The sequence below is a fragment of the Granulicatella elegans genome, from assembly GCF_020735385.1.
GTDB lineage: Bacteria > Bacillota > Bacilli > Lactobacillales > Aerococcaceae > Granulicatella > Granulicatella elegans_B.
The window spans coordinates 817945-843794 of sequence record NZ_CP085953.1 but is presented as its reverse complement, the minus strand read 5'-3'; the positions used below and the strand labels follow the sequence as shown (position 1 = coordinate 843794).

General features: G+C 34.8%; 34 protein-coding genes and 1 other annotated feature. Of the genes, 4 read left to right on the top strand and 30 right to left on the bottom strand.

The features are described from left to right. Positions 1–16: 16 nt before the first annotated feature. The 25 genes from rplN to LK443_RS04125 all read right to left on the bottom strand — a co-directional run bounded on the left by rplN (position 17) and on the right by LK443_RS04125 (position 17005). Complete coding sequence (gene rplN / locus LK443_RS04245; RefSeq protein ID WP_005607465.1) at positions 17–385, bottom strand: 50S ribosomal protein L14; 369 nt, start codon at positions 383–385, stop codon at positions 17–19. A 38-nt stretch (positions 386–423) separates the two neighbouring features. Beyond that, positions 424–690 (bottom strand): 30S ribosomal protein S17, encoded by a 267-nt coding sequence (gene rpsQ, locus LK443_RS04240; protein WP_006703281.1) that lies wholly within the window; start codon positions 688–690, stop codon positions 424–426. Between the two features lie 24 nt (positions 691–714). After that, positions 715–921: a 50S ribosomal protein L29 gene (gene rpmC / locus LK443_RS04235; RefSeq protein WP_006703280.1), complete on the bottom strand. Its 207-nt coding sequence runs from the start codon at positions 919–921 to the stop codon at positions 715–717. Continuing rightward, positions 911–1345, bottom strand: a complete 435-nt coding sequence (rplP, locus tag LK443_RS04230) for a 50S ribosomal protein L16 (protein WP_006703278.1) — start codon at positions 1343–1345, stop codon at positions 911–913. Before rplP ends, rpmC begins: the two co-directional genes overlap by 11 nt. Positions 1346–1347: 2 nt before the next feature. Continuing rightward, complete coding sequence (gene rpsC / locus LK443_RS04225) at positions 1348–2010, bottom strand: 30S ribosomal protein S3 (RefSeq protein ID WP_006703277.1); 663 nt, start codon at positions 2008–2010, stop codon at positions 1348–1350. 3 nt (positions 2011–2013) lie between these two features. Further along, positions 2014–2370, bottom strand: a complete 357-nt coding sequence (gene rplV / locus LK443_RS04220; protein ID WP_006703275.1) for a 50S ribosomal protein L22 — start codon at positions 2368–2370, stop codon at positions 2014–2016. A 19-nt stretch (positions 2371–2389) separates the two neighbouring features. Continuing rightward, the gene (gene rpsS, locus LK443_RS04215; protein WP_006703273.1) at positions 2390–2671 is read right to left on the bottom strand and encodes a 30S ribosomal protein S19; all 282 of its coding nucleotides are present in this window, start codon (positions 2669–2671) and stop codon (positions 2390–2392) included. A 51-nt stretch (positions 2672–2722) separates the two neighbouring features. Then, positions 2723–3553 (bottom strand): 50S ribosomal protein L2, encoded by an 831-nt coding sequence (rplB, locus tag LK443_RS04210; RefSeq protein ID WP_227932296.1) that lies wholly within the window; start codon positions 3551–3553, stop codon positions 2723–2725. Between the two features lie 40 nt (positions 3554–3593). Next, the gene (gene rplW / locus LK443_RS04205; RefSeq protein WP_006703269.1) at positions 3594–3884 is read right to left on the bottom strand and encodes a 50S ribosomal protein L23; all 291 of its coding nucleotides are present in this window, start codon (positions 3882–3884) and stop codon (positions 3594–3596) included. Continuing rightward, a complete protein-coding gene (gene rplD / locus LK443_RS04200; protein ID WP_227932295.1) occupies positions 3884–4507 on the bottom strand; it encodes a 50S ribosomal protein L4 in 624 nt (207 codons plus the stop codon). The genes rplW and rplD overlap by 1 nt, the downstream gene beginning before the upstream one ends. A gap of 26 nt (positions 4508–4533) precedes the next feature. Continuing rightward, the gene (rplC, locus tag LK443_RS04195; protein WP_006703267.1) at positions 4534–5166 is read right to left on the bottom strand and encodes a 50S ribosomal protein L3; all 633 of its coding nucleotides are present in this window, start codon (positions 5164–5166) and stop codon (positions 4534–4536) included. Between the two features lie 25 nt (positions 5167–5191). Then, entirely contained in the window at positions 5192–5500 is a 309-nt protein-coding gene (rpsJ, locus tag LK443_RS04190; RefSeq protein WP_039849279.1) for a 30S ribosomal protein S10, read from the bottom strand. Between the two features lie 722 nt (positions 5501–6222). Then, the gene (locus LK443_RS04185) at positions 6223–6375 is read right to left on the bottom strand and encodes a hypothetical protein (protein WP_227932293.1); all 153 of its coding nucleotides are present in this window, start codon (positions 6373–6375) and stop codon (positions 6223–6225) included. Positions 6376–6385: 10 nt separating this feature from the next. Next, the gene (locus tag LK443_RS04180) at positions 6386–6916 is read right to left on the bottom strand and encodes an NUDIX domain-containing protein (RefSeq protein ID WP_227932291.1); all 531 of its coding nucleotides are present in this window, start codon (positions 6914–6916) and stop codon (positions 6386–6388) included. Positions 6917–7020: 104 nt separating this feature from the next. Next, positions 7021–8283 (bottom strand): nucleobase:cation symporter-2 family protein, encoded by a 1263-nt coding sequence (locus LK443_RS04175; RefSeq protein ID WP_227932450.1) that lies wholly within the window; start codon positions 8281–8283, stop codon positions 7021–7023. After that, complete coding sequence (locus tag LK443_RS04170; protein WP_227932290.1) at positions 8280–8861, bottom strand: xanthine phosphoribosyltransferase; 582 nt, start codon at positions 8859–8861, stop codon at positions 8280–8282. Before LK443_RS04170 ends, LK443_RS04175 begins: the two co-directional genes overlap by 4 nt. 248 nt (positions 8862–9109) lie before the next feature. Further along, the gene (rplL, locus tag LK443_RS04165) at positions 9110–9478 is read right to left on the bottom strand and encodes a 50S ribosomal protein L7/L12 (protein ID WP_227932288.1); all 369 of its coding nucleotides are present in this window, start codon (positions 9476–9478) and stop codon (positions 9110–9112) included. A gap of 61 nt (positions 9479–9539) precedes the next feature. Then, positions 9540–10043 carry a 50S ribosomal protein L10 gene (gene rplJ / locus LK443_RS04160; RefSeq protein WP_227932286.1) on the bottom strand — a complete coding sequence of 168 codons (504 nt, stop codon included), beginning with the start codon at positions 10041–10043 and terminating at the stop codon, positions 9540–9542. A 28-nt stretch (positions 10044–10071) separates the two neighbouring features. Further along, positions 10072–10191 (bottom strand) — a sequence feature (ribosomal protein L10 leader region). A 61-nt stretch (positions 10192–10252) separates the two neighbouring features. After that, positions 10253–11275, bottom strand: coding sequence for a lipoate--protein ligase (locus LK443_RS04155; protein ID WP_227932285.1), 1023 nt, complete (start codon positions 11273–11275; stop codon positions 10253–10255). Next, a complete protein-coding gene (locus tag LK443_RS04150; protein ID WP_227932449.1) occupies positions 11262–12134 on the bottom strand; it encodes an SIR2 family NAD-dependent protein deacylase in 873 nt (290 codons plus the stop codon). Before LK443_RS04150 ends, LK443_RS04155 begins: the two co-directional genes overlap by 14 nt. 48 nt (positions 12135–12182) lie before the next feature. Next, positions 12183–12971 (bottom strand): protein-ADP-ribose hydrolase, encoded by a 789-nt coding sequence (locus LK443_RS04145; RefSeq protein ID WP_227932283.1) that lies wholly within the window; start codon positions 12969–12971, stop codon positions 12183–12185. Next, entirely contained in the window at positions 12964–13296 is a 333-nt protein-coding gene (locus LK443_RS04140) for a glycine cleavage system protein H (protein ID WP_227932282.1), read from the bottom strand. Before LK443_RS04140 ends, LK443_RS04145 begins: the two co-directional genes overlap by 8 nt. 14 nt (positions 13297–13310) lie before the next feature. Then, the gene (locus LK443_RS04135; protein ID WP_227932280.1) at positions 13311–14279 is read right to left on the bottom strand and encodes an MsnO8 family LLM class oxidoreductase; all 969 of its coding nucleotides are present in this window, start codon (positions 14277–14279) and stop codon (positions 13311–13313) included. Continuing rightward, positions 14269–15477 carry an NADH-dependent flavin oxidoreductase gene (locus LK443_RS04130; RefSeq protein ID WP_227932278.1) on the bottom strand — a complete coding sequence of 403 codons (1209 nt, stop codon included), beginning with the start codon at positions 15475–15477 and terminating at the stop codon, positions 14269–14271. The genes LK443_RS04135 and LK443_RS04130 overlap by 11 nt, the downstream gene beginning before the upstream one ends. A 79-nt stretch (positions 15478–15556) precedes the next feature. Next, positions 15557–17005 carry an amidase gene (locus LK443_RS04125; protein ID WP_227932277.1) on the bottom strand — a complete coding sequence of 483 codons (1449 nt, stop codon included), beginning with the start codon at positions 17003–17005 and terminating at the stop codon, positions 15557–15559. A 247-nt stretch (positions 17006–17252) separates the two neighbouring features. Here LK443_RS04125 and LK443_RS04120 point away from each other — a divergent pair, with 247 nt between their 5' ends. From LK443_RS04120 to LK443_RS04105, 4 genes are all read left to right on the top strand, one after another. Then, positions 17253–17768 carry a hypothetical protein gene (locus LK443_RS04120; protein ID WP_227932275.1) on the top strand — a complete coding sequence of 172 codons (516 nt, stop codon included), beginning with the start codon at positions 17253–17255 and terminating at the stop codon, positions 17766–17768. 431 nt (positions 17769–18199) lie between these two features. Beyond that, the gene (locus LK443_RS04115; RefSeq protein WP_227932273.1) at positions 18200–18391 is read left to right on the top strand and encodes a transposon-encoded TnpW family protein; all 192 of its coding nucleotides are present in this window, start codon (positions 18200–18202) and stop codon (positions 18389–18391) included. Between the two features lie 206 nt (positions 18392–18597). After that, positions 18598–18864, top strand: coding sequence for a hypothetical protein (locus LK443_RS04110; protein WP_227932271.1), 267 nt, complete (start codon positions 18598–18600; stop codon positions 18862–18864). A gap of 96 nt (positions 18865–18960) precedes the next feature. Next, the gene (locus LK443_RS04105) at positions 18961–19812 is read left to right on the top strand and encodes a BadF/BadG/BcrA/BcrD ATPase family protein (RefSeq protein WP_227932269.1); all 852 of its coding nucleotides are present in this window, start codon (positions 18961–18963) and stop codon (positions 19810–19812) included. A gap of 43 nt (positions 19813–19855) precedes the next feature. On the opposite strand, the gene anmK is transcribed toward LK443_RS04105, so the two are convergent. The 5 genes from anmK to LK443_RS04080 form a co-directional block, all read right to left on the bottom strand. Beyond that, on the bottom strand, positions 19856–20998 hold the full coding sequence (gene anmK / locus LK443_RS04100; RefSeq protein WP_322563568.1) for an anhydro-N-acetylmuramic acid kinase AnmK: 1143 nt from the start codon (positions 20996–20998) through the stop codon (positions 19856–19858). Further along, positions 20998–21843 carry a MurR/RpiR family transcriptional regulator gene (locus tag LK443_RS04095; RefSeq protein ID WP_227932267.1) on the bottom strand — a complete coding sequence of 282 codons (846 nt, stop codon included), beginning with the start codon at positions 21841–21843 and terminating at the stop codon, positions 20998–21000. The genes anmK and LK443_RS04095 overlap by 1 nt, the downstream gene beginning before the upstream one ends. A gap of 55 nt (positions 21844–21898) precedes the next feature. Beyond that, complete coding sequence (locus LK443_RS04090; RefSeq protein WP_227932265.1) at positions 21899–23329, bottom strand: glycoside hydrolase family 1 protein; 1431 nt, start codon at positions 23327–23329, stop codon at positions 21899–21901. A gap of 19 nt (positions 23330–23348) precedes the next feature. Next, positions 23349–24437, bottom strand: coding sequence for a DUF871 domain-containing protein (locus tag LK443_RS04085; protein WP_227932263.1), 1089 nt, complete (start codon positions 24435–24437; stop codon positions 23349–23351). 69 nt (positions 24438–24506) lie between these two features. Further along, the gene (locus LK443_RS04080; protein ID WP_227932261.1) at positions 24507–25841 is read right to left on the bottom strand and encodes a PTS sugar transporter subunit IIC; all 1335 of its coding nucleotides are present in this window, start codon (positions 25839–25841) and stop codon (positions 24507–24509) included. Positions 25842–25850 lie beyond the last annotated feature (9 nt).

The window sequence follows — 25850 nt, the reverse complement described above, 5'->3', positions numbered from 1 at the left end:
TCGATTTTGATGAGAATTATAATACTTCTGGAGCTAATGAAACGATCTTCATATAGTTGTTATCACGTAATTCACGTGCAACTGGTCCAAAGATACGTGTTCCACGAGGGCTCTTGTCATCACGAATGATTACACATGCGTTTTCGTCGAATTTAATGTAAGAACCGTCTTTACGACGAGCTCCTGATTTCGTACGAACGATTACAGCTTTAACAACGTCACCTTTTTTAACAACCCCACCTGGTGTTGCTTGTTTAACAGATGCAACGATTACGTCACCGATGTTAGCTGTTTTGCGGCCAGATCCGCCTAGAACTCTAATTGTCAATACTTCACGAGCGCCTGAGTTATCAGCCACTTTTAAACGAGTTTCTGTTTGAATCACTATTGGTTCCTCCTTTCAAATGTATACACAATTTGAAATTAAATAATTACTGCTTCTTCAACAATCTCAACTAAACGGAAACGTTTTGTTGCTGACAACGGACGAGTTTCCATGATCTTAACAATATCACCGATTTTAGCTGAGTTATTTTCATCATGAGCTACAAATTTTTTCGTATATTTAACGCGTTTTCCGTAAGTTTTATGACGCTTGTAAGTTTCAATAGCAACTACAATAGTCTTTTCCATCTTATCTGAAACAACGCGACCTTGATACACTTTACGTTGGTTACGTTCTACAGTCATGTTCATTGCCTCCTTTGCTGATGATTATTTTTGCAATTCTTCTTGACGCAATGCAGTCTTGATACGCGCAATTTGTTTACGTACTTCACGAATGCGTGCTGTACCTTCTAATTGCCCAGTAGCAAGTTGGAATCGTAAGTTGAATAGTTCTTGCTTTAATTCTTTTTCTTTTTCAACAAGTTCAGCAGTGGATAACCCTTTAAGTTCTTTTCTAAGTGCATTAACCTTCATTCGATTCACCACCATTTTCTTCGCGTTTCACAAATTTTGTTTTAACTGGCAATTTGTGTGATGCCAAACGTAAAGCTTCACGAGCTACTTCTTCTGAAACTCCAGCAATTTCAAACATGATTTTACCACGTTTAACTGGCGCTACCCAACCTTCAGGTGCCCCTTTACCAGAACCCATACGTACCCCGATAGCTTTAGCTGTATATGATTTGTGAGGGAAAATTTTAATCCATACTTTCCCACCACGTTTCATATAACGAGTCATTGCAATACGAGCTGCTTCGATTTGACGGTTTGTAATCCAGTGAGATTCTGTTGCTTGTAAACCGTATGTACCGAATACTACTTCTTTACCACCTTTAGCTTCCCCGCGCATTTTTCCACGGAATTCACGACGGTGTTTTACACGTTTTGGTACTAACATGTTTATTTCCCTCCTTTCTCAGAGTTGTTGTTCTTTCTTGTTGGTAATACTTCATCACGGTAAATCCAAGTTTTAACACCTAATTTTCCGTAAGTAGTATCTGCTTCTTCCCAAGCGTAGTCAATATCTGCACGTAATGTGTGTAATGGAACTGTTCCTTCAGAATAGCTTTCTGAACGAGCGATATCTGCACCGTTTAAACGACCTGATACCATTGTTTTAATCCCTTTGGCACCTGCACGCATTGTACGTTGGATAGCTTGTTTTTGTGCACGACGGAATGCAATACGACGTTCTAAGTCACGAGCGATTCCTTCAGCAACTAATTTTGCATCTAAATCAGGTTTTTTAATTTCCACGATGTTGATGTGTACTTTTTTACCTGTTAATTTGTTTAAGTTTGTACGTAATTTATCAACTTCAGATCCACCTTTACCGATAACCATACCAGGTTTTGCAGTGTGGATTGAAACATTAACGCGGTTAGCTGCACGTTCAACTTCAATTGTTGAAACGCTAGCGTCGCTTAATTGTTTACGGATATAATCACGGATTTTTAAATCTTCATGCAAGAATTCTGCGAAATCTTTTTCTGCGTACCATTTTGAATCCCAGTCACGGATGATTCCAACACGCATTCCAATTGGATGAATTTTTTGACCCACTGATTATCCCTCCTTCTTCTCTGATACCACTACAGTGATGTGGCTTGTGCGTTTTAAGATTTGTGAAGCTGAACCTTTAGCACGTGGACGGAAACGTTTCATTGTTGGCCCTTCGTTCACGTATGCTTCACTTACATATAAGTTTTCAACATCTAAGTCGAAATTGTGTTCAGCATTTGCAATTGCAGACATCAACACTTTCTCTACGATTGGTGAAGCTGCACGTGGTGTGAATTTCAAGATTGAAATTGCATCACCGATTTTTTTACCTCTAATTAGATCGACAACAAGACGAGCTTTACGAGGTGCAATACGAACTGTTTTAGCAACTGCTTTTGCAGATGTGATTTGTTCTGACATAGTTTAAGTCCTCCCCTCGTTATTTACGTTTACTCTTCTTATCATCATTTGCATGACCACGGTAAGTTCTTGTTGGTGCGAATTCACCTAGTTTGTGTCCTACCATGTCTTCTTGAATATAAACTGGAACATGTTTTCTGCCGTCATATACAGCAATTGTTTGTCCAACAAAGTTTGGGAAAATTGTTGAACGACGAGACCAAGTTTTGATCACTACTTTTTTGTCGCTTCCTTGAGCTGCTTCAACCTTTTTCATCAAATGTTCATCAACGAAAGGTCCTTTTTTCAAACTACGACCCATTATGGAAATCCTCCTTCCAAAATTTTAATAGAATCAGATTTGTTTTAATAATTATTTTTTACGACCGCGAACAATAAGTTTGTTTGAACGAGCTTTCTTGCTGCGAGTCTTGTATCCAAGAGCTGGTTTGCCCCATGGAGATACTGGTGTTGGACGTCCGATTGGTGCACGACCTTCACCACCACCGTGCGGGTGATCGTTAGGGTTCATTACAGATCCACGAACTTCTGGACGTTTACGTTTCCAACGAGCACGACCAGCTTTACCAAAGTTAATTAATTCATGTTGTTCGTTACCAACAGTACCAACAGTTGCACGGCATGTTGCTAAAATCATACGAACTTCACCTGAGTTCAAACGAACTAAAGTGTATTTACCTTCTTGACCAAGTACTTGTGCACTTGTACCAGCTGAACGAACTAATTGTCCGCCTTTTCCTGGTTTTGTTTCAATATTGTGGATAACAGTACCGACTGGAATGCTTCCTAATGGTAATGCATTACCTACTTTAATATCAGCGTTAACGCCTGATTCAATACGTTGTCCTACTTGTAAACCTTTTGGAGCTATGATATATGCTTTCACACCATCAACATAGTGAATTAAAGCAATATTTGCTGAACGGTTTGGATCGTACTCGATTGAGTGAACAACTCCTTCAACGTTATCTTTGTTACGTTTGAAGTCAATCACACGATAAGCACGTTTGTGTCCGCCACCTTGGTGACGTACAGTGATTTTACCTTGGCTGTTACGACCAGCGTTGTTTTTTGATGATTCTAACAAAGTTTTTTCTGGTGTTGACTTTGTAATTTCGCTGAAATCATAACCTGTCATATTACGACGGCCGTTTGAGGTTGGATTATATTTTTTAATCGCCACGTCTAATTCCTCCTATATAATAGTAGTTTTGCTTCGAAGATTATGCTTCTTCAGCGAAGATTTGAATATCTTTTGAGTCTTTTGTAAGCTTCACGATTGCTTTACGACGTTTGTTTGTGTAACCAGCATAGCGGCCAACACGTTTGAATTTAGCACGTACATTTAAGATGTTAACTTTTTCTACTTTAACACCAAAAATTTCTTCTACGGCTTGACGTACTTCGATTTTGTTTGCGCGTACGTCTACTTCGAAAGTATATTTCTTTTCGTCAGTAGCAAGCATTGAAGCTTCAGTAATGATTGGGCGTTTGATTACGTCACGTGCATCCATTATTGAAGTCCCTCCTCTACTTTAGAAAGAGCAGCTTGTGTTAATACTAATTTATCGTTGTTTACAACATCTAAAACAGTAACTTGTGTTTCATCAACAACTGTTACGTTTGGAATGTTACGTGCAGCTAATTGTGCAAATTCGTTTGAAGATTCAACAACTACTAACACTTTTGTGTCAACTTTTAAGTTAGCTAATACTTGTGCAAACTCTTTTGTTTTTGGTGCGTCGAATTGTAATGCTTCCACTACAACAAGCTTTTGATCTAATACTTTTTGTGATAATACTGATTTAATCGCTAAGCGACGTACTTTTCTTGGTAATTTGTAACTATATGAACGAGGTGTTGGTCCGAATACAATACCTCCGCCACGCCATTGTGGTGAACGGATTGATCCTTGACGAGCACGACCAGTTCCTTTTTGGCGCCATGGTTTACGGCCGCCTCCGCTTACTGCACTACGATTTTTAACTGCGTGAGTTCCTTGACGTAATGAAGCGCGTTGCATGATTACTGCGTCGAATACTACATTTTCATTTGGTTCAATTCCGAAGATGTCTGAGTTTAACTCAATTTCTCCATTTGTTGTTCCATCTTGTTTGTATAATGTAACTTTTGTCATTCTCTCGTTCCTCCTTCCTTACTGAATTATTTTGATTTAATAGCTGTTTTAATTTCTACTAATGATTTTTTAGATCCTGGTACATTACCTTTAATTAAGATAACGTTACGTTCTGCATCAACTTTAACCACTTCAAGATTTTGAATAGTGATACGGTTGCCACCCATTTGTCCAGGTAATGCTTTACCTTTGAACACACGTGAAGGGAATGATGCTCCACCCATTGAACCAGGACGACGGTGGTAACGAGAACCGTGAGCCATTGGTCCGCGAGATTGACCATGACGTTTAATTGCACCTTGGAAACCTTTTCCTTTAGATGTTCCTGTTACGTCAACGATGTCACCTGCTTTAAATACATCCACAGTGATTTCTTGTCCTACTTCGTACTCGCTAAGCTCGACATTGTTGAATTCACGAATGAAGCGCTTAGGAGTAGCATTTGCTTTTGCTACATGACCTTTTGCAGGGCGATTTGATAAAACTTCACGTAAGTCGTCGAAACCTAATTGAACAGCTTCGTAACCGTCGTTTTCGATTGTTTTTAATTGAAGAACAACGTTTGGAGTTACTTCTACAACTGTTACAGGAATAAGTTCACCTGCTTCTGTAAAGTATTGAGTCATCCCTACTTTTTTGCCTAAGATTCCTTTGGTCATGGTTACACCTCCATTTTTCTATAAATTATAATTTGATTTCGATGTCAACGCCACTTGGTAAATCAAGTTTCATTAAGGCGTCAACTGTTTTTGGCGTTGGATTAACAATGTCAATCAAACGTTTGTGAGTACGCATTTCAAATTGTTCGCGAGAATCTTTATATTTGTGAGTCGCACGAATAACTGTATATAGCGATCTTTCTGTAGGCAATGGAATTGGACCAGCTACGCTAGCACCAGTTCTTTTTGCTGTTTCTACGATTTTTTCCGCTGATTGATCAAGCGCACGGTGTTCGTAAGCTTTCAAACGGATACGGATTTTTTGTTTTGCCATTTTCTTTCCTCCTTCGTCTAATGTTGTCATAAGACTAGCTCCACGCGAATTTCCGACGTTTCCCTTCCGTGGCAAAGCGTCCGGGTGTGTCGCAACCTCTCGTTTCATAGCTACCCCTGTTTCCTTTACAGGGGGTATCGCATGTGGACATAGTTATCCCCTGCGACACTTTTAATAGTATACATGCTAATTTAAAAAAATGCAAGCTTTTTTTGTTGATTTATCAATCTTTTTTTATACAAACGCCCCCGTGTGTTTCATTTTTACCTAAAAACAGCTAGAAACATTGTTATATCAACGTTTCTAGCTCTTTAATCCCGAGCCTTAAAAATCATGAAAACCAATACAATTTTTCTCTAGAAAATTTATTTTTTAAATTTTTTTCATTTTGTTATTTTCTTTTACTTCTGTCATTCCAATCACTTCCTTTACGTTTTTACATTTATAGTATAGCTAATTCTTTTTTCATTGTTGAGCGCTTAAAGTCACTACTTAACATGACTAAAGTCACTAAAAAAGCTAGAGAACTTTTAATTCTCTAACTTTACATTCCTTCTATCTCTCTGTACAAACTCGAATATCTGGTTCTTCCGGCGCAGCCGTTAATATAATACTGCTAACAAATAAGAACTACTCGTAACAGCCACCGCTCGATTTCCACATTCTACAAAATAATATTGTCACGCCTTTAGAGGCTCTAGCTCGAATACTTTTGCAACTAATTATCCTAATGGAGAAAAGCTGTTTTTCACTTCACCTAAATTATCTTCTTGCAACACTTCCCATATCCCTTTAAATTCATCTGGAGGCAACTGTATTTGATTCATATCCAATAAATGAGACAATATTTCAAAAGAATAATAGGATTGATTCATTTTTCGCCTCCTATCGATTTTCCTCTAGCCATCGTTTGGCTACTTTTAAAATCGGTAACTCACGATTCGTTAATAATCTTCCTAGTTTTTTGTCTGTTTGTCTTTCATACAATTTTACCGCTTCTTCATATCCAAGCGTTAATACCTTCATTTGAAGATCATTTTTTTCATAATCTAGTAATTCTTGTTCTCCACGACTCTTCATTTGACATAAATAATAATGATTCATATTATGACGATTCACCGCATGATAATAGTCACTCACGATTCCAATTTTACATAGCAGTTCAGTTTCAATACCTAATTCTTCTTTGACTTCTCGTAAAACAGCTTCTTCTGCATTTTCACCATCTTCCAAACCTCCACCGGCAGTTTCTATATAAGTTCCCTGTCCAAATAAATCATCTCTAGTAATTTGAACAAAATAAAATCGATCCTCTTCATCCACAACAATCGCTCTAGCACAATGTCGATCTTTTTGCTCTCCTGTTTTTTCCCATTCCTTGTCTTCTAGTTCTAAATAAAAATGTAAATCTTTCATGCATCTTCCTCCAATCACATTCCTATTATATCTCTTTTTTCTTCTAACACAAAAAAGAGAAGATCCTCCAGACCTTCTCTACTAATTTGTAAAAAATAATTTTTTTAATTTTTCTTTCGATTTAATACTGTATTTAAGAAGATTGCTAAAACACTCGCTACTACAATCCCATTTGAAAAGAACATTTGAACAGCTGTTGGCATGCTAACGAATAAATTACTATTATTAAAACCAACTCCGACACTAATTGAAATTGCTGCAATTAAGAAATTATGTTCATTATTGACAAAATCGACCGTTGATAAGACTTGCATCCCTTGAAGCGATACAAATCCAAACATCACAATCATTGCTCCACCAATAACTGGACTCGGAATAATTTGAGCTAAAGCACCAAATTTTGGTAAAAGTCCTAATACCATTAAAAAGGCTGCTGCATAATAAATTGGAAGACGAGTTTTAATTCCTGAAATTTTTACTAAACCTACATTTTGAGAAAAACCTGTATAAGGGAATGTATTAAAAATACCTCCAAGTAATACAGCCATTCCTTCTGCACGAAGACCATTACGAAGACGAGTTGAATCAATAGTTTCACCAGTAATATTTGATAAAGCCATATAAACACCTGTTGATTCAACCATTGAAACAGTAGCAATAATACACATCATTGCTATAGATGAGAATTCAAAAGTTGGCGTTCCAAAATAGAATAGAGATGGAACATGAACAACTGAAGCTTCTCTTATCGGAGTAAAGTCAACAAGTCCCATACTTGCTGCAATCGCAGTCCCTACAACTAATCCAATTAAAATAGAAATAGATTTAATAAAACCTTTTGTAAAAATGTTCATTAAAAGAATAATAACGACGGTAGTTGTTGCTAATAATAAGCTTTGCGCAGTAGGTTCTGGAGAATTATTTCCCATATTCCCAATTGCTACTGGGATTAATGTTAATCCAATGGTTGTAATCACTGATCCTGTTACAATAGACGGGAAGTAATTAGCTAGCTTAGAAAAAAATCCTGACACTAAAATGACATAAATTCCTGAAACAATTAAAGCTCCAAACATTGCCCCACTACCGTGACTCTTTCCAATAATAATTAACGGAGCAACAGATTGAAACGCAACCCCTAATACAATTGGAAGTCCTACACCAAAGTGTTTGTTTAATTGAAGTTGTAATAATGTAGCAACTCCACACATAAAAATGTCTGTAGAAATTAAATATGTTAACTGTTCACTAGAATATCCCAAAGATGTAGCAATCATAATTGGAACTAAAATTGAACCTGAATACATTGCTAATAAATGTTGTAACCCTAAAAGAGCCGCTTGCGAATGTTTTTGTTGTTGCATTATAAGTCTGCCTCCTTAAAAATAACATTCCCATTTTCAAAACGTTCAATACGAGCTAAAGATAATACTGGATATCCAGCTTCTTCTATCATTCCACGACCATCTTGGAATGATTTTTCAATAACAATCCCTACCGCTTCTACTTTAGCACCTGCTTGTTCAATAATTTCAATCAAACCTTTAGCCGCTTGGCCATTCGCTAAGAAATCATCAATGATTAACACCTTATCTTCAGTAGACAGATATTTTCTTGCAATAGATACCGTATTACTTACTTTTTTAGTAAAGGAATACACTTCAGCAGTTAATACTCCTTCATTCATCGTAATGTTTTTGGATTTCTTTGCAAAAATCATTGGAACATCTAATTTGTCAGCTACATAAACCGCCGGAGCAATACCGGACGCTTCAATCGTGACAACTTTTGTAATACCCGCATTCGCAAATTTTTCTGCGAAAACTTCTCCAATTTTATGCATCAAACGAATATCCACTTGGTGAGTTAAAAAGGAATCCACTTTAAGGATATTCTCACCTAAAACATGACCGTCTTTCAAAATGCGTTCTTCTAGTAATTTCATAAGTCCTCCTACTAATCAAATAGTTTTCTTACTTCCTCACAACACTTATCCTAACCAAAAACATACATTTCTGTTGTTATAAATTCGGAATATCTGTATTTTAATACTATTCTTTTATAAAATCAATAGATTGATTATGAAATTTCGATTAAAAACGAATAATTAATTTTAGATGTACTAAAAACATTCATTTTTAGGTAAAAAAAAGGCCGGACATACTCGTCCGACCTCTAAATAGTCATTAAAAATTATTTTAATGTTACAGAAGCTCCAACTTCTTCTAATTGAGCTTTTAATGCTTCTGCTTCTTCTTTAGCAACGCCTTCTTTTAAGATTCCAGGAGCGCCATCAACTAAAGCTTTAGCTTCTTTTAATCCTAAACCAGTAGCTTCACGAACAACTTTAATTACTTTAATTTTGCTGTCGCCTGCAGATGTTAATTCTACATCGAAGTCTGATTTTTCTTCAGCAGCTTCACCAGCGCCACCAGCTACTACAGCTACAGGAGCTGCTGCTGTTACGCCAAATTCTTCTTCGATTGCTTTTACTAAGTCGTTTAATTCTAATACAGTTGCTTCTTTAATGTCAGCAATGATTTGTTCAATGTTTAATGCCATTTTAAAATTCCTCCATTTTGGTTCATTATTTTTTATTATTTTTTTGATTAGCTAGCTAACTTTAAGCAGCTGCGCCATCTTTTTGGTCTGCAACGGCTTTGAATACCAATGCAGTGTTGCGAACTGGTGCTTGTAATACTGATAATAGCATTGATAGTAAGCCTTCGCGGTTTGGTAATTTTGCAAGAGCTTCGATTTCTTCTTTAGAAGAAACTTTACCTTCGACTACACCTGCTTTAATTTCTAAAGCTTCAACTTTTTTAGCAAAGTCAGCTAAGATTTTAGCAGGAGCTACTACGTCATCGTTACTGAAAGCTACAGCTGATGGTCCTTTGAAAATGTCATCCATTCCTTCTAAACCAGCTTCTTTAGCTGCACGTGATAAGATGCTGTTTTTTACAACTGCAAATTGTACACCTGCGTTACGTAATTCTGTACGTAAGTTTGTTGCTTGTTCTACTGTAATTCCTAAATAATCCACAACTACAACAGATGTTGCGTTTTTGAATTGTTCAGCAACTTCAGAAACTTGTTGCGCTTTTTTAGCAATAATTGCTTCACTCATCTTCGTGTTTCACCTCCTGAATTTTAGGTAGGGCATAAAAAAACTCTATGCCCACAAAGACATAGAGAAATAAGATCAACTTGTTCTCCCTCGGTAGGATATTAAGGCTAACGCCTCCTACTGTCTTCGGTCGCATTCAACTAGAAAACAGTTTACAGGAACCAAAAGCCCTTGTCAACTATTTTTTTGTATTTTTGAATATTTTTTGCTTACTCTCCTAAAATGAGTTTTGTAAGCTCTTCAGAAGTTACTGCTCCAAAATATTCTGTTAACTCAAACGTGTCTAATACAGCTTTAATATCTTCCTCTACCATACGAATGCCTATTAATTGAGTTTCTACATCTTGAATTTCTCGTTTAGAAAAGAAATCACCACGAATACTACATTTTGTAATTCTTCCTTGTTCTACTTCTAAATAAACTTGAATTGTTCCTGCTTTAAATCTTCCATCACGATAGTCGCTATATTGTGGTGATTCTCCGTAATTCCAATCCCAATTTTTATACTTTTTAGTTGTCAGTTCATCAATCGCTTTCCAATCTTCTTCTGTTAATACATAACGTTTGGCTTCATCAATGGAATCAATTCCTAACAACTTACAAGTCATTAAGTTTTTAAACTCATCAATCGTAATGTCCTGATATTCTGGAGCTAAATGCGGACGAATCGAACCTACTCTTGCTCTTGTAGATTGAATCCCTTTTGATTGTAATTTCTTTTTATTTGGATTTAAAACTTTTCCCATCGCATCATAATCAACATCTAATAGTAAAGAATAGCCTCCATACACACGACCATTACTAATCGTCATCGCTGCTCCAGAAACTTTCTTTTCATCAATCGTTAAGTCATTTCGACCCGTTTGTTCTACTCCAGTTGCTCCTAATTCATGAAGAGCTTGAACTGCAGGAGCGTACGTTCTCTTGAAATCTCCAAACACTCCATTATCTTGAATTAAATAACAAACATTTACAGCACCTGAATCTACATAAACGGCACCACCACCTGTATCTCTTCTAACGATTTGAATGTTATGTTCTTTTAAATATTGTTCATTTACTTCCGCCACTGTATTTTGAAATTTACCTATTTCCACTTTTGGATCACAGTAATAAGGAAATAAAATATCATCATCTAAAAATACATTTTGTTGCACATACACTTGCATTGCAAGAGCTACTGCTCCGTCTGTAACATACTTTCCATTTCTAATTGGTTCAATCAAATACATAAAGCTTTCCTTCTTCTTTTAATAATTGATGTGTTTCGTGTATTAATGTTGCAATATTATCTGATAATAGTAGGGTGCGATTTCGAATGGCTAAAGGCACTCGATAATGTTTATGATTCATGCTCACATAAACTGCATTTGGATTTTCTGTAACTTTCTTTTGGAATGGCGTTTTAATAAATTGTGGTGTTGTAAATCCAATTCCGATTTCTAAATAGACGACTTTCCCAGTTTCATATTGTTTCAAAAAGGCATCATAACGTGCTTTTTGTTCAAAGAAATCTGCAGACTCCACCATTCCTTTTTCTGCATTACGCTTATTAATCTCTAATGGCGCTCCACATTCTGGACAAAATGGAATCAATTCATAGGGAACTTTCATATCTTTTTGCTGAGCAATCATTTCACGAATCAACTCATCTTTTCGATAAGTTTTTGGGTGACAATGTTGACTGCATTGTAACAATCCGTATTCCCCTTGAATGTGAAATACTTTTTCCATATCAAATCCTGCTACTTCAAAGGCATTATCAGCATTCGTTGTAATAATATGATAAGGTTTTGTTTCAAGCATTTCTTTCAAATCTACATAAGCCGCTCCCACTGGTTGATCTAAGTAATTTAATGCAATAAAACGACTTTGGAAAGACCAGTACTCTTCCCAACTTGCAAATTGAAATAAACTTGCTTGTAACATATCTAATAATTGATACTTTTCTATAAAATCTGGAAAAGCTGACTCAAAACGTTCCCCAATATAAGTGAACCCATCTGCAGCAGACATTCCCGCTCCAATCCCCACAACAATAGCATCCGCTTCTTCAAATAAGCTTTTTAATTGTTGCGCCTGACTCTCCATCTTTTGTATCGGTGTAATCCACTCCACTGCTTTTCCTCCCTTCTCTCATCATTGTAATAATTTTTTATAGGCCATTTGTTCTTCATTGGTATACGTCGATAAAATAACCGTTTTTGGAAAGACGTGTTCTTTTACCCAACCTTTTACAACCGAAACTGCAATTTGTGCAGCATCTTCTACTGGAAAACCAAATTGACCTGTTGAAATCCCACAAAAAGCAATACTTTCTAACTTCATTTCTTCTGCTTTTTTCAAACAACTCATATAACATTTCTCTAATAATTGTTTCCGAATACCCGTAACGGGTTTTCCAGGCGGAATAAAAGGACCCACTGTATGAAAAACATAATCACATGGTAAATGATAACTTGGTGTCACTTTCACAGATCCCATCGGCTCTTTTTTATTTTGAGCGAGTTGAATTTGATGACAACATTCTCTTAACTGGACTCCTGCAAAAGTATGAATAGCATTATCAATGCAACGATGATTTGGAATAAAACATCCTAACAAATCACTATTCGCCGCATTTACAATTGCATCCACTTCTAAATGACATAAGTCTCCATGATATAATTTTACTCTCTCTGCATTTGTATCTTGGCAACTTTCCAACCCAACAATTGCGCCCGTATGGTATTGCCTTAAATACGCCGCTTCTAATTCTAAATAACGAATGTCTGATGGACTAGCAGGTCTAATATTAACCAATCCTCGCCAAATTTCTTCTAATTCTTTTTCTGATTTTCCAGAGAAATCTGAAATGGCTTCGCCTCTTTCTTCCATCAAAAATGCAATCATTTGCTGTAATCGAGTAACTTGTGTGTCTTTATTCATCTTCTAATGCCATAAATTGCGCTTCATCAACATCTGTTAATACAACTAACCAATGTTCTTCTGGTTTTTCAGAATTTAATAATGTTGGCTCATCTACTGCCGCTTTGTTATATGCCACTACTTTTCCTCCAATTGGAGTCACAATAGACATCACTGTTTTAGAAGCTTCAATACTAACAATTTCTTCTTCGGCTTCTAACACGTCATCTTGGCTAAATTGAACAAAACCAATTGTACCCACATCATCTTGTAATTCTGGTGTCATACGAATCGTATAACGGTCTCCTTCTTTATCAATCCATAAAAAATTTGCAAATTTTCTCATTGTTTTCTTCCTTTCTACTGATACAACTGCGCTAGTAATTCTAACGCACGTTTACGATTTTCAAATCCTCCAACTAGTGGAATCATTAATAATTCATCCGGATTACAAACTTGGCATAATTCATCCAGTTGTTCTTTTACTGCCCGTGAATCTCCAACCATTAACCGTTGACGATTGTCTTCGATTGTTTTTCTTTCTGCTGGAGTTACTTTTCTTGTTTCAACATCTTTTTTAGTTGGGAATGTTTCAAATTCACTAAAATCTTGTTTTCCTAACATCCATAAATCTAATGCTTTAGCCATCTCTTCCGCTTTTTCCTCAGTATCTGCAATAACTACAAAAACCGCTAAAATAAAGCGTGATTCAGTCCCATTGACCGATTGAAACTCTTTACGATAATCAGTTGATAATTCTTTTGCAAGTACAAGAGGTTCTTGTGGAATATACGGGAAAATTCCATAAACGAATCCTAAGCCATTTTTCGCAGCAATATGAACAGATTCTCCGCCCATTCCTAATAAAAATTGTTCTGGAACTTTCTTTGTATAAGGAACAGCTTCATTAGACTGAATCATTTCTTGTAAATCAGCTATCCATTCACCAAACTGAGGTTTCGTATAATGACTTTTCAAAGCCGTTGAAACAGATTTCGTTCCAATTGAATTTCCTAATCCGATATCGATTCTGCCTGGAAATAGTGCTTCTAACGAGCGCATCACTTCTGCTACCTTATAAGGAGCGTAATGCAAGCCCATAATACCACCTGAACCAACATGAATGCTCTTTGTTTGAGAAGCAATCGCTGGAATCACTACTTCAGGCGCACTAATCGATAAAGCATTTACTTCATGATGTTCTGCCACCCAAAAACGTTCATAGCCTAATTCTTCTGCAATTTGAGCTAATTGAATTGTTTCTTGAATGGCTTCTTCATTTGTCTTTCCAATATCAACTACACCATAATCCAGTATACTAATTTTCATCGACAGCTCTCTCCTTATAGTTCACTTCTAAACTTCTAAAGAAATCTCTAGCATCTTTATGAAGCGATTCTCCAAAATCCATTAATGGCACAATATCTTTAAATGCCGCTTGTGGAATGGCTAATTCTTCTAAATTCTCCGGTTTAATCGACAATTGAATTTCTTCTGGTTTACCTTCTTTAATTTTTTCGGCAAATTCTGGGTCCGTAATAAACGGAGTCGATAAGCCAACAAGGTCGGCATGTTCTAAGGCTTCTAACGATTTCTCTTGACTATTAATCCCGCCTGAAGCAATCACCGCAACTTTTCCTTTTAACGCTTTATAAATCACAGCATTCACTAATTCACCTTGATGAGGACCTTTTGCGCGAATTTTATTTCGAAATACATCATGACCCCAACTCGCAACCGCTAAATAATCAATGGAAGCAATGTTTAAAGCTTGATGGAAAAATTCTAGAAACTCATCAATACTATAGCCAATCTGATCCCCTCTAGTTTCTTCTGGAGTCGCTCTAAATCCTAATATAAATTGTTCTCCCGCATATTGTTGAATGGTTTCTTGAACGACTTTCAACACTTCAATTCCAATACGAGAGCGATTTTCTAAAGATTGTGATCCATATTCATCTATTCTCTCATTCGAAAAAGTAGAGAAGAATGTTTGAATTAACAATCGTTGAGCAGAAGAAATTTCCACCCCATCAAAACCTGCTTCAATCGCTATTTTAGTTGCACGACGATAATCTTCAATTACTTGTTGAATTTCTTCAATCGTCATCTCATGTACTTCATGAGGAAATGGCGATTGTAATTTCATTGCACTGGGACCTACAACCGTTTTATCTCGATTCAATGCATGACTGGCAAAACGTCCTGCATGAGTTAATTGTAAAATAGCCGTTGCTCCTTGAGATTTCATTTCCTGCGCTAATTTCTTCAATCCTGAAATAGCCGCCTCATCCATTGCACTAAATCCAAATTCAAATAGTTGCCCTTGCTTATTGACATACGCTGCCCCTGTAATTTGTAAAGCAGCAGAACCTGCACGTCTCTTTGCATATAATAAATCATCTTGCGTAATATACCCTTCTTCCATTGAAGAATTCGTCACCATTGGCGATAACACAAAACGATTGTCTAATACAATATCCCCCTTCAATGTAAAAGGTTCAAACAATGCTTCTATTGTTTTCAAATTTAAACACCTTCCTTAACCACACATATTTCTATTGTAACACTTTTCTGACTTTATGCTGGAAATTTTTTTAACTTTATCAAAACTTCCACAACTCATCTTGTTCCCACTGTTCAGCAATTGCTAGCAATAGATCTTCTCTACCTTTTGCAGCCACTAATTGCACTCCAATTGGCATCCCTTCACTTGAACAACCCACAGGAAGACTAATCGCTGGTTGACCTGTAATATTCATTCGTTGAGTAAATGGAGTATCTTCCACACTCGACTCAAACATCTTCCATACAACTTCTTGACGTTCTTCATGTGATAATTCATGAATATGCTCCATCTTCCCGATTAAGTTAGCATCTAGAGAATATGCATCTTGTTTCGGTGCAGTATGAGCAACCGTAGGCAATAATAACACATCATACGTATCATGAAGTTGCATCATCGCTTCCGCATAACGATCCCAATCACCCGCAACTCGTGCATAATCAGCACCTGTCACCATTAGCCCACTTTGATACATGACCCATGTCATCAATTCCATATCGGATCGAGTCATCGGACGTTGCAATTGTTTCTCCATCCCTTGAAACATCACAACAGTCTCTGCCTCACTAATGAGATAAAAGCCTTTTTGAAGTTCAACTCCATTAATCGGGTCTTCTGTGATTTCACTCACTTCATGGCCATCTAATTCAAATTTCTTCGCCATTTGACGAATAACTTGTTCCACTTCACCGGAAACTTTCCCACCAATTGGATGCTTTAATAACATCCCTACTTTCAACGGACGATTGAATTTAGGAGAAAATAAATGTTCTTCTTGCAACAAAGGCAATGGAAACGGACTTTCTAATTGACACGTTTGTAAATGCCATAACAACTTTCGAGTATCTCTCACCGTTTTTGTTAAAGCAAATTGAACCGTCGCTCCATTCCACCCACGATAAGAACCAGGCCCCACCGGAACACGACCACGAGTCGGCTTCAACCCAATCAATCCATTATGGCTAGCAGGTACACGAATTGAACCTCCCCCATCACTTGCAGCTGCCATTGGCGAAATTCCTGCAGCAACAATCGCAGCAGCACCCCCACTGGAACCACCAGCATTTACGGTTTCATCTAAAAAATGACGAACAGAACCATGTAACTGAGCATCACTCACCATTTTATACCCAAACTCAGGCGTATTTGTTCTTCCTAATATAATAAACCCAAGTTCTTCTAGACGTTTCACGAAATGACTTGTCTCATGACAAATATAATCTTTCAACAAACGAGAACCATAGGTACACGGTGTCCCTTTTTTCTCTTGCCCTAAGTCTTTTAAAAATAAGGGAACTCCGGCAAAAGGTTGATTATTCACTTGAAACTTCTTCGCTTCTTCTATTGCTTCTTCATAGCGTGTCGAAACAATCGCATTTAATCTTGGATTCAATCGCTCCGCCTTTTCAATCGTTTCTAACACTAATTCCAACGGACTCACTTTCTTATCCCGAACCGCTTGCGCCATACTAGTCGCATCTTGAAACATCTCCACACCTCTTTCACACTATTTCGCATTGTTATTATATACATGTACATTCTTTATTGGCAATGAGAATGCATGGGAAGAATCTTCATATTTTCAGTTAAAAAATGAAAAAATTCTTCGTGAATTGTCAAGTCAAGTGCAACAAACGAAAAAATAATTGATGCCAGATAGAAAAAATAACTAAAAAGTAGTACAATAAAATAAAATATAATTATATTCAAAAACAAAATGAACGGAGGAACAAAAAATGGGACTATTCGGACTGTTTGGAGGGAAAAAAGAAGTTGAACTAGATAAAGCAAAAAGTGATAGAAACAAGTCATTGATGAGAGAAATCTTTGATAGGAAAGTAGATAATGGCTCAGAATATAAAATAATCTATGCTTATTCAGAAGATATAGGTGGAGCTAATTTCGCAGTACTTCGTACTGTTTCCTATAAGTACAGAAGTTTTATACTTGGCTATAAAAAAAGCGATTTAAGTTTAGTTTTTCTTGAGGTAAGCCCTGATTTAACTCAGGTTGGTGAAGCACTTCTTTATAGACCACAAGATGTAAAGAAAACTAATTTCACCAAGATGGTAGGTTCCTATTATCTACAATACGGAAACTCATTCAAGAAAGAATTTTTCAACTTTTTTGTTCCTAAGACTATTGACGATATAGTAAATCACGATTGGTATGACGAAGAAACATTCACTTACATTGACCAAAGAGAAGAACACAGTGACTGGGTTGAGTTTTGGAATAAATTTTGCAACTAAAAGGTAAAGTATAATGAGTATGTTGCCAAATTATATTTTGACTTTTATGTTTACGGTGTTTCTCATATATAGCTATATCAATATAAAAGTAAAAAAATCTAAAGTTAGTAACGGATGTCTTTATGGAATAGGCATAGTTGTTGCAATATTGTTGCTAGGAATGTCCATTTACGGTATCCTATTTAATATCCCATTAGGACAAGTGCAGATGCTAATAGAAAATAGCTTCAAATAAAAAAACAATAAAAAACAAATGGAAAGAGCAGTAAACCACAAAAGATTTACTGTTCTTTTTTTAGTTTCAAAATTAGCAAGAAAGTATAGATCAAAGAATAAACTACAATAACAACTTAAAACTAAATATCAACCAAACAAAAGAGGGTTTCTAATTACAGGAAATCTTTTTTGTGCAAGTTGAAAGGAGGAACTAAATGGCAGAAAATGAGAAAACAGATATTAAAGAAATACAGACAGAAGAACCTCAAAAACCTGATGGTATTCTTACAAAAAAGATAAATGGAAAGACCTTTGTAACAGAGATATATTTTGACAAAAAGAGCAAGGAAACATTTCAAGATAAGTTATTCAAAGTAATACAAGCTAAGGGGAATAGTGGTGATTGAGTAGGAATTATTTTCGTAGTTAAATAAAGCCAATGAAATCAATACTATAGAAGTAGTACTAAAATAAAAATCGGCACCATGAAATCCCGTAAAATAAAGATTTTATGGTATCAATTTTGTTTATTTTGTAATTTTACGACTAAAAAAATAGTGGAAATTCCTGTATAATATAGTTGGTTTAAAAATATCAAAGAAGGAATTTTCACATGAGCATTGTAACACAAATAAACCTATTTAGTGAAGAAGAAAATTTAGGGGAACTAGAAAAATCACCACAAATACTATCAGTATTACCAACAGAAAAGTTATTAAAAAAATTAGATGAAGAACGAGAAAATGATAGAAATGATTATCCAGTTGTATGTATGTGGCGTTTACTCCTTACGAAAAATATTTTCCAACATGCAACGGAAGAAGAAATTTCCACCCCATCAAATCCTGCTTCAATCGCTATTTTAGTTGCACAACGATAATCTTCATATTTTTAGTTAAGAAATGAAAGAAAAAATTCTTAGCATTGAATTTCTTGTGTTTTTACTTTACGATATTAATCAAAAGGAGGTCTTTTCATGAAAATAGGAATTGATGCAGGAGGAACAAAAACAATTGGAATTTTATATCAAGAAAACCACGCTGTCGATAGAATCAAAGGAGAAATGGGAAATCCTATTGTTAATTTCGATACAGCCGTTAACAATGTCATTCAAGTAATCGAAATTTTACTTTTAAAAAATAAAGTAAATTATTCCAATATTAGCTATATTAGTATTGGGATGGCGGGAGCTAGTACCCTCATTCCAGAGTTAACATCAGCATTCGCGGAAAAACTTCATTGTAAATTTTCAATTGAATCAGATTTAAAAATGAGTCATATTGCTACTTTTAAAAATAAAGATGGTAATCTTTTTATAGCAGGAACAGGATCATCACTTTTATGCAGAAAAAATAATCAATTTATTCAAAAAGGTGGTTGGGGGCACATACTTGGTGATGAAGGAAGTGGTTATTGGATTGGAAAACAAATTCTAAAAACATATATAAACTTCTTAGATTATAACGAAAGTCCTATGGACTTCCTTGATTTACTACCTACTATTCAACAAATTTTCCCAAATCGTCAATCAATTATAAACACAGTATATAACAGTCCTAAAACAGAAGTAGCAAAATTAGCAACATTATACTTAGATTACAACAATAATCTATTTCTAACATCTATTGCGAAACAAGCCGGAAAAAATATTGCAAAAGCTTTATTATCTTGTAATCAAGAAAACAATATTACTGTTGCTTTTGAAGGTAGTGTTATTAAAAACAACTCCCATGTATTAAATAGTGTTTTAGCTGAAATCGAATCACACAATAAGACTTTAACAATTATCCCCTCTCGTCCAGCAAACGAAAGTATCTTCTACTTCTAACAAATAAACCTATTGCAGTCCATCTACAATAGGTTTATTTATTTTATATAGTTGGATAGGTAATCTGCCCTAAAATAACACTTTTACTTGCTCCTGTTGCAGAAGGTACATTTGACGGTCTCATATGATAAGTTTGATTGCCTAATATCACAAAAGCTATCGCTTCTTTCGCCTCTGAAGAATACCCTAGTTCTTCTTGAATCAGTATCTCAATTTCTGGTAATTCTCTTTTTATTAAATTTATAAGACACTCATTATAAGCTCCTCCACCAGCAATTATACATTTATCAAAATTATGGTGATGAATAAAATATTTTTTATAATGATAGGCAATAGAATAAGCTGTAAACCATGTTAATGTAAAAATAATATCATTCTTATTATAATCTTGATATTTTTCTAAAAGTGCATATGTGTAATGCTCTCCAAACATCTCTCTACCTGTCGTCTTAGGAATATCTAATGCAAAATAGGGATGTTTCTTCAACTCCTCAGCCAATAGAGGTATTAATTTCCCCTTACTTGCATACTCTCCATTTTTATCAAACTTTTCTCCATATAACTTTTGTACTGCAGCATCAATCATCATATTCCCTGGTCCAGTATCAAACGCTATTACTTTAGTAAAATCTCCTTTTTTAGGAAGAAACGTAACATTTCCAATTCCACCTATATTTTGTAATGCAACAGCTTGATTTTCATCTGCATATAATAAATACTCACTGTAAGGTACTAAAGGAGCACCTTCTCCACCCACAGCCATATCCATCACTCTAAAATTTGAGATTACTGTAGTTCTACATTCATTAGCAATAATAGCAGCCTCTCCAATTTGTAATGTACTAGGAATATAATCAGAAAATGCTTTTGGTATATGAAATATCGTCTGTCCATGACTAGCTATAAAAGCTATGTCTTCTAAATTCACAGAAGATTCTTCACATAAAGCTTTTACTGATTCTGCAAATAACTTCCCTAATTCAAAATTTAGAGAACAAATTAACTCTACAGGAATCAATTCTCTACTACAACATTTTCTTATTTTTTCTCTCAAATATTCAGGAATTCCATATGTTTTAAATTTCAATTGCTTTACCTGAGTATCTTCGTCTTTACCGGTAATATCACAAAGAACTACATCAACACCATCTAACGAAGTTCCAGACATCAATCCAACTGCTAACACTATAATTCCCCCTTAATGAAATTACGAGTTCGAACAAGCAAACCTTTTGTTGAATTAAAATCAATTTTTGCAATACCATAATACAGTAAGTCCGTAATAATCAGAAGACTATTTCTAGAAGTGATTGAACCTAATCGAATTTCCTTCTCTTCAATCGGAACAAAAAGTTTAATATCTGACAAATTAGAAAGCGTGGATTTCAAATTAAATTTAGTCACACCTATAATTTTCGCACCAATTTTCTTCGCACTCTTAACAACAGTATTAACAGATTCAGTTTCTCCACTATAACTAACAACAATTACCACATCATCTTTTTCTAATTGAGCAATTCGCGCCATTAATGTATGTAAATCTCTATCATATATAACATTTTGATGAATCCTAGTCATTTTATGATAAAAATCTAAACAAACAACACTACTTCCTCCAACACCTAATAAATAAATTGTTTTAGCACCACTAATTGCTTCGATTGCTTTTTCTAATTCATGATAATCTATTAAATTAAAAGTCTCTTTTATATTTTGAGATACCATATTTTCAGTTTTTTTCAATAACAATTGTAAAGAATCATTGGGATTTAAAAAAGTTTCAATTTCATCTTCAACACTAGCTATTTCAGTCTCTTTAGCTAACTCTACTTTAAATGCAGGTAATCCTCTATACCCCATTTTTTTTGCAAATCTAACCCAAGCAGATGCTGAAGTCTTTGTAGCATCTCCTAATTCTTTTGCATTAGAATCCAATACTAGTTGTCTATTTTTCAAAATAAAATCTGCTATCACATATTCTGTATCTGTAAGAGCATTTATTGAACTTTTAATTTTATATAATACACTCATTCTACACACTCTCTTTATATCTGATTATTCTTCTTTTGAATATCTTCTGATTTAATTACTTCCCCACAGATTTATACCTTTGAATAAAGTCCTTATACCAATAAAAACTATCTTTTTTATATCGTTTATAACTACCGTTACCATAATTATCTGCATCTACATAGATTACCCCATAACGTTTATCCATTTCACAACTACCTGCAGAAACAATATCGATAATTCCCCAAGCAATAAATGCCTCAAGAGGTACACCATCTAAAAAAGCTAATTGAGCTTGTTCATAATAAGCTTTCATATAATCAATTCGATAAGAATCATGAATTTGATAATCTTCTGTTAATACATCCCTTGCACCTAATCCATTTTCTGAGACTATAACAGGTTTTCCATATCTTTCGTATACTCGATGCAATGAAGTTCTTAATCCAACTGGATCTATTTGCCATCCCCATTCACTAGCTTTTAAATATGGATTCTTTGTGGATACCACTAAATTTCCTGCTACTTTTTCCGATTCATCAACAGTAATGACAGACGAAGTATAAAACGATATAGAAACAAAATCACAAGTGTTTTCTTTTAATACCTTTCTATCTTCACCCGTAATATTTAATGTAATATTCTTAGATTCAAAAAACTTTGATGAATAATAGGGATATTCTCCTTTTGATAAAATATCCATGCAATACCATTGATTCATTTGTTCTTCAAACAACAATTTAAGATTATCTTCTGGATTACTTGTTAGAGGATAATAACAAAAACAAGCAATCATTGATCCAAATTTCCCTTTCAACTTCATTTGTTTGGCTAAACGAATCGTTTTCGCACTCGCTACAAACTGATGATGTAAAGCTTGAAAAACTTCTGATAAATTATACCCATCTTCTCCTTTTAATAAACCTACTCCATTAAACGGACTAAAATATCCCGCATTTATTTCATTAAACGGTAGCCAATAATCAACCAACTCCCCCCATCTTTCGAAAACAAATTGTACAAAATGAAGAAAATATTTAATACATTCTCTCCCTTTCCAACCACCATAACATTCCACTAAATTTATAGGTAAAGCATAATGATTCAACGTTAAAAAAATCTTTATTTTCTTCTTAACTAATAATTTAAAAACTTTATCATAATAAGCAACTCCTTCAGGAGAAGGTGACTCATCTATACCATTTGGAAACAATCGAGCCCAGCTTATTGAAAATCTATAAATATCTAGCCCTAATTCCTCTAAATATTCAATATCTTCTTCTAAATGTTCATATCCTTTTGTACCATTTCTAAACGGATAATATTGATTAGAACTTTTTATCTTAGCTTCTTCTATTTTTTCTTTCGTCAACAATCTAGTTTCCTCTGTAGCATTAGAAGTACGTGGCAAATAAGGTCTACAATCTTGAGTATCTAATCCTTTTCCACCTTCAAACCCACCTTCATATTGACTAGCAGCAGTTGCTCCACCCCATAATATTTTCATGATATTTTCAACCTACTTATCATAATCTAAATTTAAATTTCTGCCACGGTTTAAGTTCATCTAATATAAAATGCTCAATATCAACAACTTTACCAACTACATTCGATTTTCCAGAATTTTCCATATCTTTCAGAGCAATTTGTAATTCACCTGCATAATGTCCATATTCACTACTTTCAATAATGATATCTCCTCTTTTAATAACACTAGGAGCATTAAAAACTTGAAAATTATGTCCTTTATATTTCACTCTACTTTGAGTTGAACGAATGAAATAATCATTTTGATCTCCTCTGTTAAAATGAAACTCTTCTAAAACAATTTTCTTTTCAATTTCAGGAATATCTTTAACTAGTTCCACATTAAATGTTACAAGATTCAAATCCAATCCTTTTAGACTTTCTAATTCATCTTTAGTTGGATAACAATTAGAAATTAAAATATCATCTACTAATTCCATTGCAATATGATGTTTTACTTGAACATCTAATGGTAAATTGCGATGAATTTCTAATGTTGGTAATCCCTCTGTTGTCGGCCATGGCCCGAAAGCTCTTTCATCTTGTGAAGTCACAAACGCTGCAGTATTTATGCCGTATTTACTAAACCTTTGTGTACATTCCTTATAAAAATCTAAATTCAATCCAGAAAAACGATGTGGATAGAAATTATGACATCCATACAACTTATATTTATTCGGTCTATAATCCATTATTGTGTCTATTGTATGAACATTATTACTCATATTAATTTCAACCATTAACCCTTCAGGATTATACGTCATTATAGATTCTTCTAATCCAGAAAAGCCAGCGTCCAAACGAATTCCATCTGCTCCAATTTCTTTAAAAAAAGATAAATCTTTATAAGATATATTTAATTCCCCGAATACTCTTGGAGACACATCCACAATAACTTCGTAATTTAACTCATGTGCATAAGTATTTATTTCAGTAAACTCTTTTTTTATTTCTTCTGCTGGTTTATTTACAGATAACAAACAAGAAAACACTCTAGAAAAACCTAACTCACTCGCATCTTTAATATATCCCTTAATTGCTTCCAAGGTACTCTTTTCAGGATAAATCGACAATCCTAATCTTTTCATTCACTTTCTCCTTAAAATATATTAGTAAAAAGCCCTGTTACAAGAACAGGGCTAAAAGATACATTCTTACTACTCTTGCTCTTGAGCCAATAATGATTTGTCATACATTACGAAGAATGGATAATAAATTAAAATTGATAATACAATTAATACAACATTTAATACAAGCGCTCTCCAATCGCTTCCTGTTGCTAAAAAGGCACCAATTGGTCCAGGAAGTGTCCAAGGAGCACTCGCAACAACTCTACTTACTAGCCCTGTAGACATTGCTACCCAAGCAATTACACTATTTACTAGAGGAGCTAAAATGAACGGAATAATCAATTGAGGGTTTAACACAATAGGTGTTCCAAAGATTAAAGGCTCATTAATATTACAAATTGCTGGAATTAAAGCTGTTTTTCCAAGCGATTTACCATAAGTTGATTTTGAACGCCAAACTAGTAAAATAGCCAAACCAATAGTAGCCCCTGATCCACCAATCATTACAAACCATTGATAGAATGGTTCTGCCGCAATGTTCGGAATAGCACTTCCACTAGCAAACGCAGCGGTATTTTCATCTAATAATACTAACCATAGCGGTCTTGCTAAAGACCCTACAATTGACCAGCCATGAATACCAAATGACCAAAAGAATTGTGTTAAGAAAATAATAATGATTACTGAAAAAATAGAATCTGTTGCTTGTACTAAAGGAGCAACAATTCCTCCTACAATTTTATGAACATCAATGCCAATAAACATTGTAATTGTAGAAACTAATAATAATACAATAACTGTAGGCGTTAACGATTCAAAAGATCTAGCAACTGAAGCTGGCACTTGTGGTGGCATTGAAATTTTGAATCCACTCTTTTGAGTAAAACGATAAATTTCTACTGCTAAAAATGCTGATAAAATACCTATAAACATACCTGCTGACCCTAAATTCGCCATCGGTAAAACAAAACCTGAAGGTAATGAAGATAAATAATTTTTTAATGGCTCACTAGTTTCTGCTAAAGTTTTTATTTCTGCAGAGGCAGCTGGAACAACTTTAGGAACAATTGTTAATAAATAAGCAAGTTCAGCTAAAATCCCTCCTGATAAACCATCTAAATCGTATGAAGATGATAAAGAAAAACCTATACCAAAAACTGCATACAATGACATAATATACATCGAAACACGATATGGTAATAAAATTTTCGCTTGATTTGCTTGAATAAATTGTGTAATTCCCCAATCTTTAGGTAAAGAATTTGGTAAAAATGCAATTACTAAAAACATAGAAGCAACAATAATAATTGGTAGTGTTGCAATAATACCATCACGAACTGCTCTTAAATGACGCTGCTCAGCTAATTTTGCCATCGGAGTCGATAGCTTTGTATCCATAAACTCTGTTATTTTATCAAACATAAAAAATCC

Excerpts from the sequence above, each read along its gene's own strand:
- rpsQ (WP_006703281.1), bottom strand. The coding sequence starts at position 690 with ATGACTGTAGAACGTAACCAACGTAAAGTGTATCAAGGTCGCGTTGTT.
- rpmC (WP_006703280.1), bottom strand. The coding sequence starts at position 921 with ATGAAGGTTAATGCACTTAGAAAAGAACTTAAAGGGTTATCCACTGCT.
- rplP (WP_006703278.1), bottom strand. The coding sequence starts at position 1,345 with ATGTTAGTACCAAAACGTGTAAAACACCGTCGTGAATTCCGTGGAAAA.
- rplV (WP_006703275.1), bottom strand. The coding sequence starts at position 2,370 with ATGTCAGAACAAATCACATCTGCAAAAGCAGTTGCTAAAACAGTTCGT.
- rpsS (WP_006703273.1), bottom strand. The coding sequence starts at position 2,671 with ATGGGTCGTAGTTTGAAAAAAGGACCTTTCGTTGATGAACATTTGATG.
- rplW (WP_006703269.1), bottom strand. The coding sequence starts at position 3,884 with ATGGATGCACGTGACGTAATCAAACGCCCAATCATTACTGAAGCTTCA.
- rplD (WP_227932295.1), bottom strand. The coding sequence starts at position 4,507 with ATGACAAAAGTTACATTATACAAACAAGATGGAACAACAAATGGAGAA.
- rplC (WP_006703267.1), bottom strand. The coding sequence starts at position 5,166 with ATGACCAAAGGAATCTTAGGCAAAAAAGTAGGGATGACTCAATACTTT.
- rpsJ (WP_039849279.1), bottom strand. The coding sequence starts at position 5,500 with ATGGCAAAACAAAAAATCCGTATCCGTTTGAAAGCTTACGAACACCGT.
- LK443_RS04185 (WP_227932293.1), bottom strand. The coding sequence starts at position 6,375 with ATGAATCAATCCTATTATTCTTTTGAAATATTGTCTCATTTATTGGAT.
- LK443_RS04180 (WP_227932291.1), bottom strand. The coding sequence starts at position 6,916 with ATGAAAGATTTACATTTTTATTTAGAACTAGAAGACAAGGAATGGGAA.
- LK443_RS04170 (WP_227932290.1), bottom strand. The coding sequence starts at position 8,861 with ATGAAATTACTAGAAGAACGCATTTTGAAAGACGGTCATGTTTTAGGT.
- rplL (WP_227932288.1), bottom strand. The coding sequence starts at position 9,478 with ATGGCATTAAACATTGAACAAATCATTGCTGACATTAAAGAAGCAACT.
- rplJ (WP_227932286.1), bottom strand. The coding sequence starts at position 10,043 with ATGAGTGAAGCAATTATTGCTAAAAAAGCGCAACAAGTTTCTGAAGTT.
- LK443_RS04155 (WP_227932285.1), bottom strand. The coding sequence starts at position 11,275 with ATGTATTTGATTGAACCAATTAGAAATGGAAAGTATGTTACAGACGGA.
- LK443_RS04150 (WP_227932449.1), bottom strand. The coding sequence starts at position 12,134 with ATGGAGAGTCAGGCGCAACAATTAAAAAGCTTATTTGAAGAAGCGGAT.
- LK443_RS04145 (WP_227932283.1), bottom strand. The coding sequence starts at position 12,971 with ATGAATAAAGACACACAAGTTACTCGATTACAGCAAATGATTGCATTT.
- LK443_RS04140 (WP_227932282.1), bottom strand. The coding sequence starts at position 13,296 with ATGAGAAAATTTGCAAATTTTTTATGGATTGATAAAGAAGGAGACCGT.
- LK443_RS04135 (WP_227932280.1), bottom strand. The coding sequence starts at position 14,279 with ATGAAAATTAGTATACTGGATTATGGTGTAGTTGATATTGGAAAGACA.
- LK443_RS04125 (WP_227932277.1), bottom strand. The coding sequence starts at position 17,005 with ATGTTTCAAGATGCGACTAGTATGGCGCAAGCGGTTCGGGATAAGAAA.
- LK443_RS04120 (WP_227932275.1), top strand. The coding sequence starts at position 17,253 with ATGGGACTATTCGGACTGTTTGGAGGGAAAAAAGAAGTTGAACTAGAT.
- LK443_RS04115 (WP_227932273.1), top strand. The coding sequence starts at position 18,200 with ATGGCAGAAAATGAGAAAACAGATATTAAAGAAATACAGACAGAAGAA.
- LK443_RS04110 (WP_227932271.1), top strand. The coding sequence starts at position 18,598 with ATGAGCATTGTAACACAAATAAACCTATTTAGTGAAGAAGAAAATTTA.
- LK443_RS04105 (WP_227932269.1), top strand. The coding sequence starts at position 18,961 with ATGAAAATAGGAATTGATGCAGGAGGAACAAAAACAATTGGAATTTTA.
- LK443_RS04095 (WP_227932267.1), bottom strand. The coding sequence starts at position 21,843 with ATGAGTGTATTATATAAAATTAAAAGTTCAATAAATGCTCTTACAGAT.
- LK443_RS04090 (WP_227932265.1), bottom strand. The coding sequence starts at position 23,329 with ATGAAAATATTATGGGGTGGAGCAACTGCTGCTAGTCAATATGAAGGT.
- LK443_RS04085 (WP_227932263.1), bottom strand. The coding sequence starts at position 24,437 with ATGAAAAGATTAGGATTGTCGATTTATCCTGAAAAGAGTACCTTGGAA.
- LK443_RS04080 (WP_227932261.1), bottom strand. The coding sequence starts at position 25,841 with ATGTTTGATAAAATAACAGAGTTTATGGATACAAAGCTATCGACTCCG.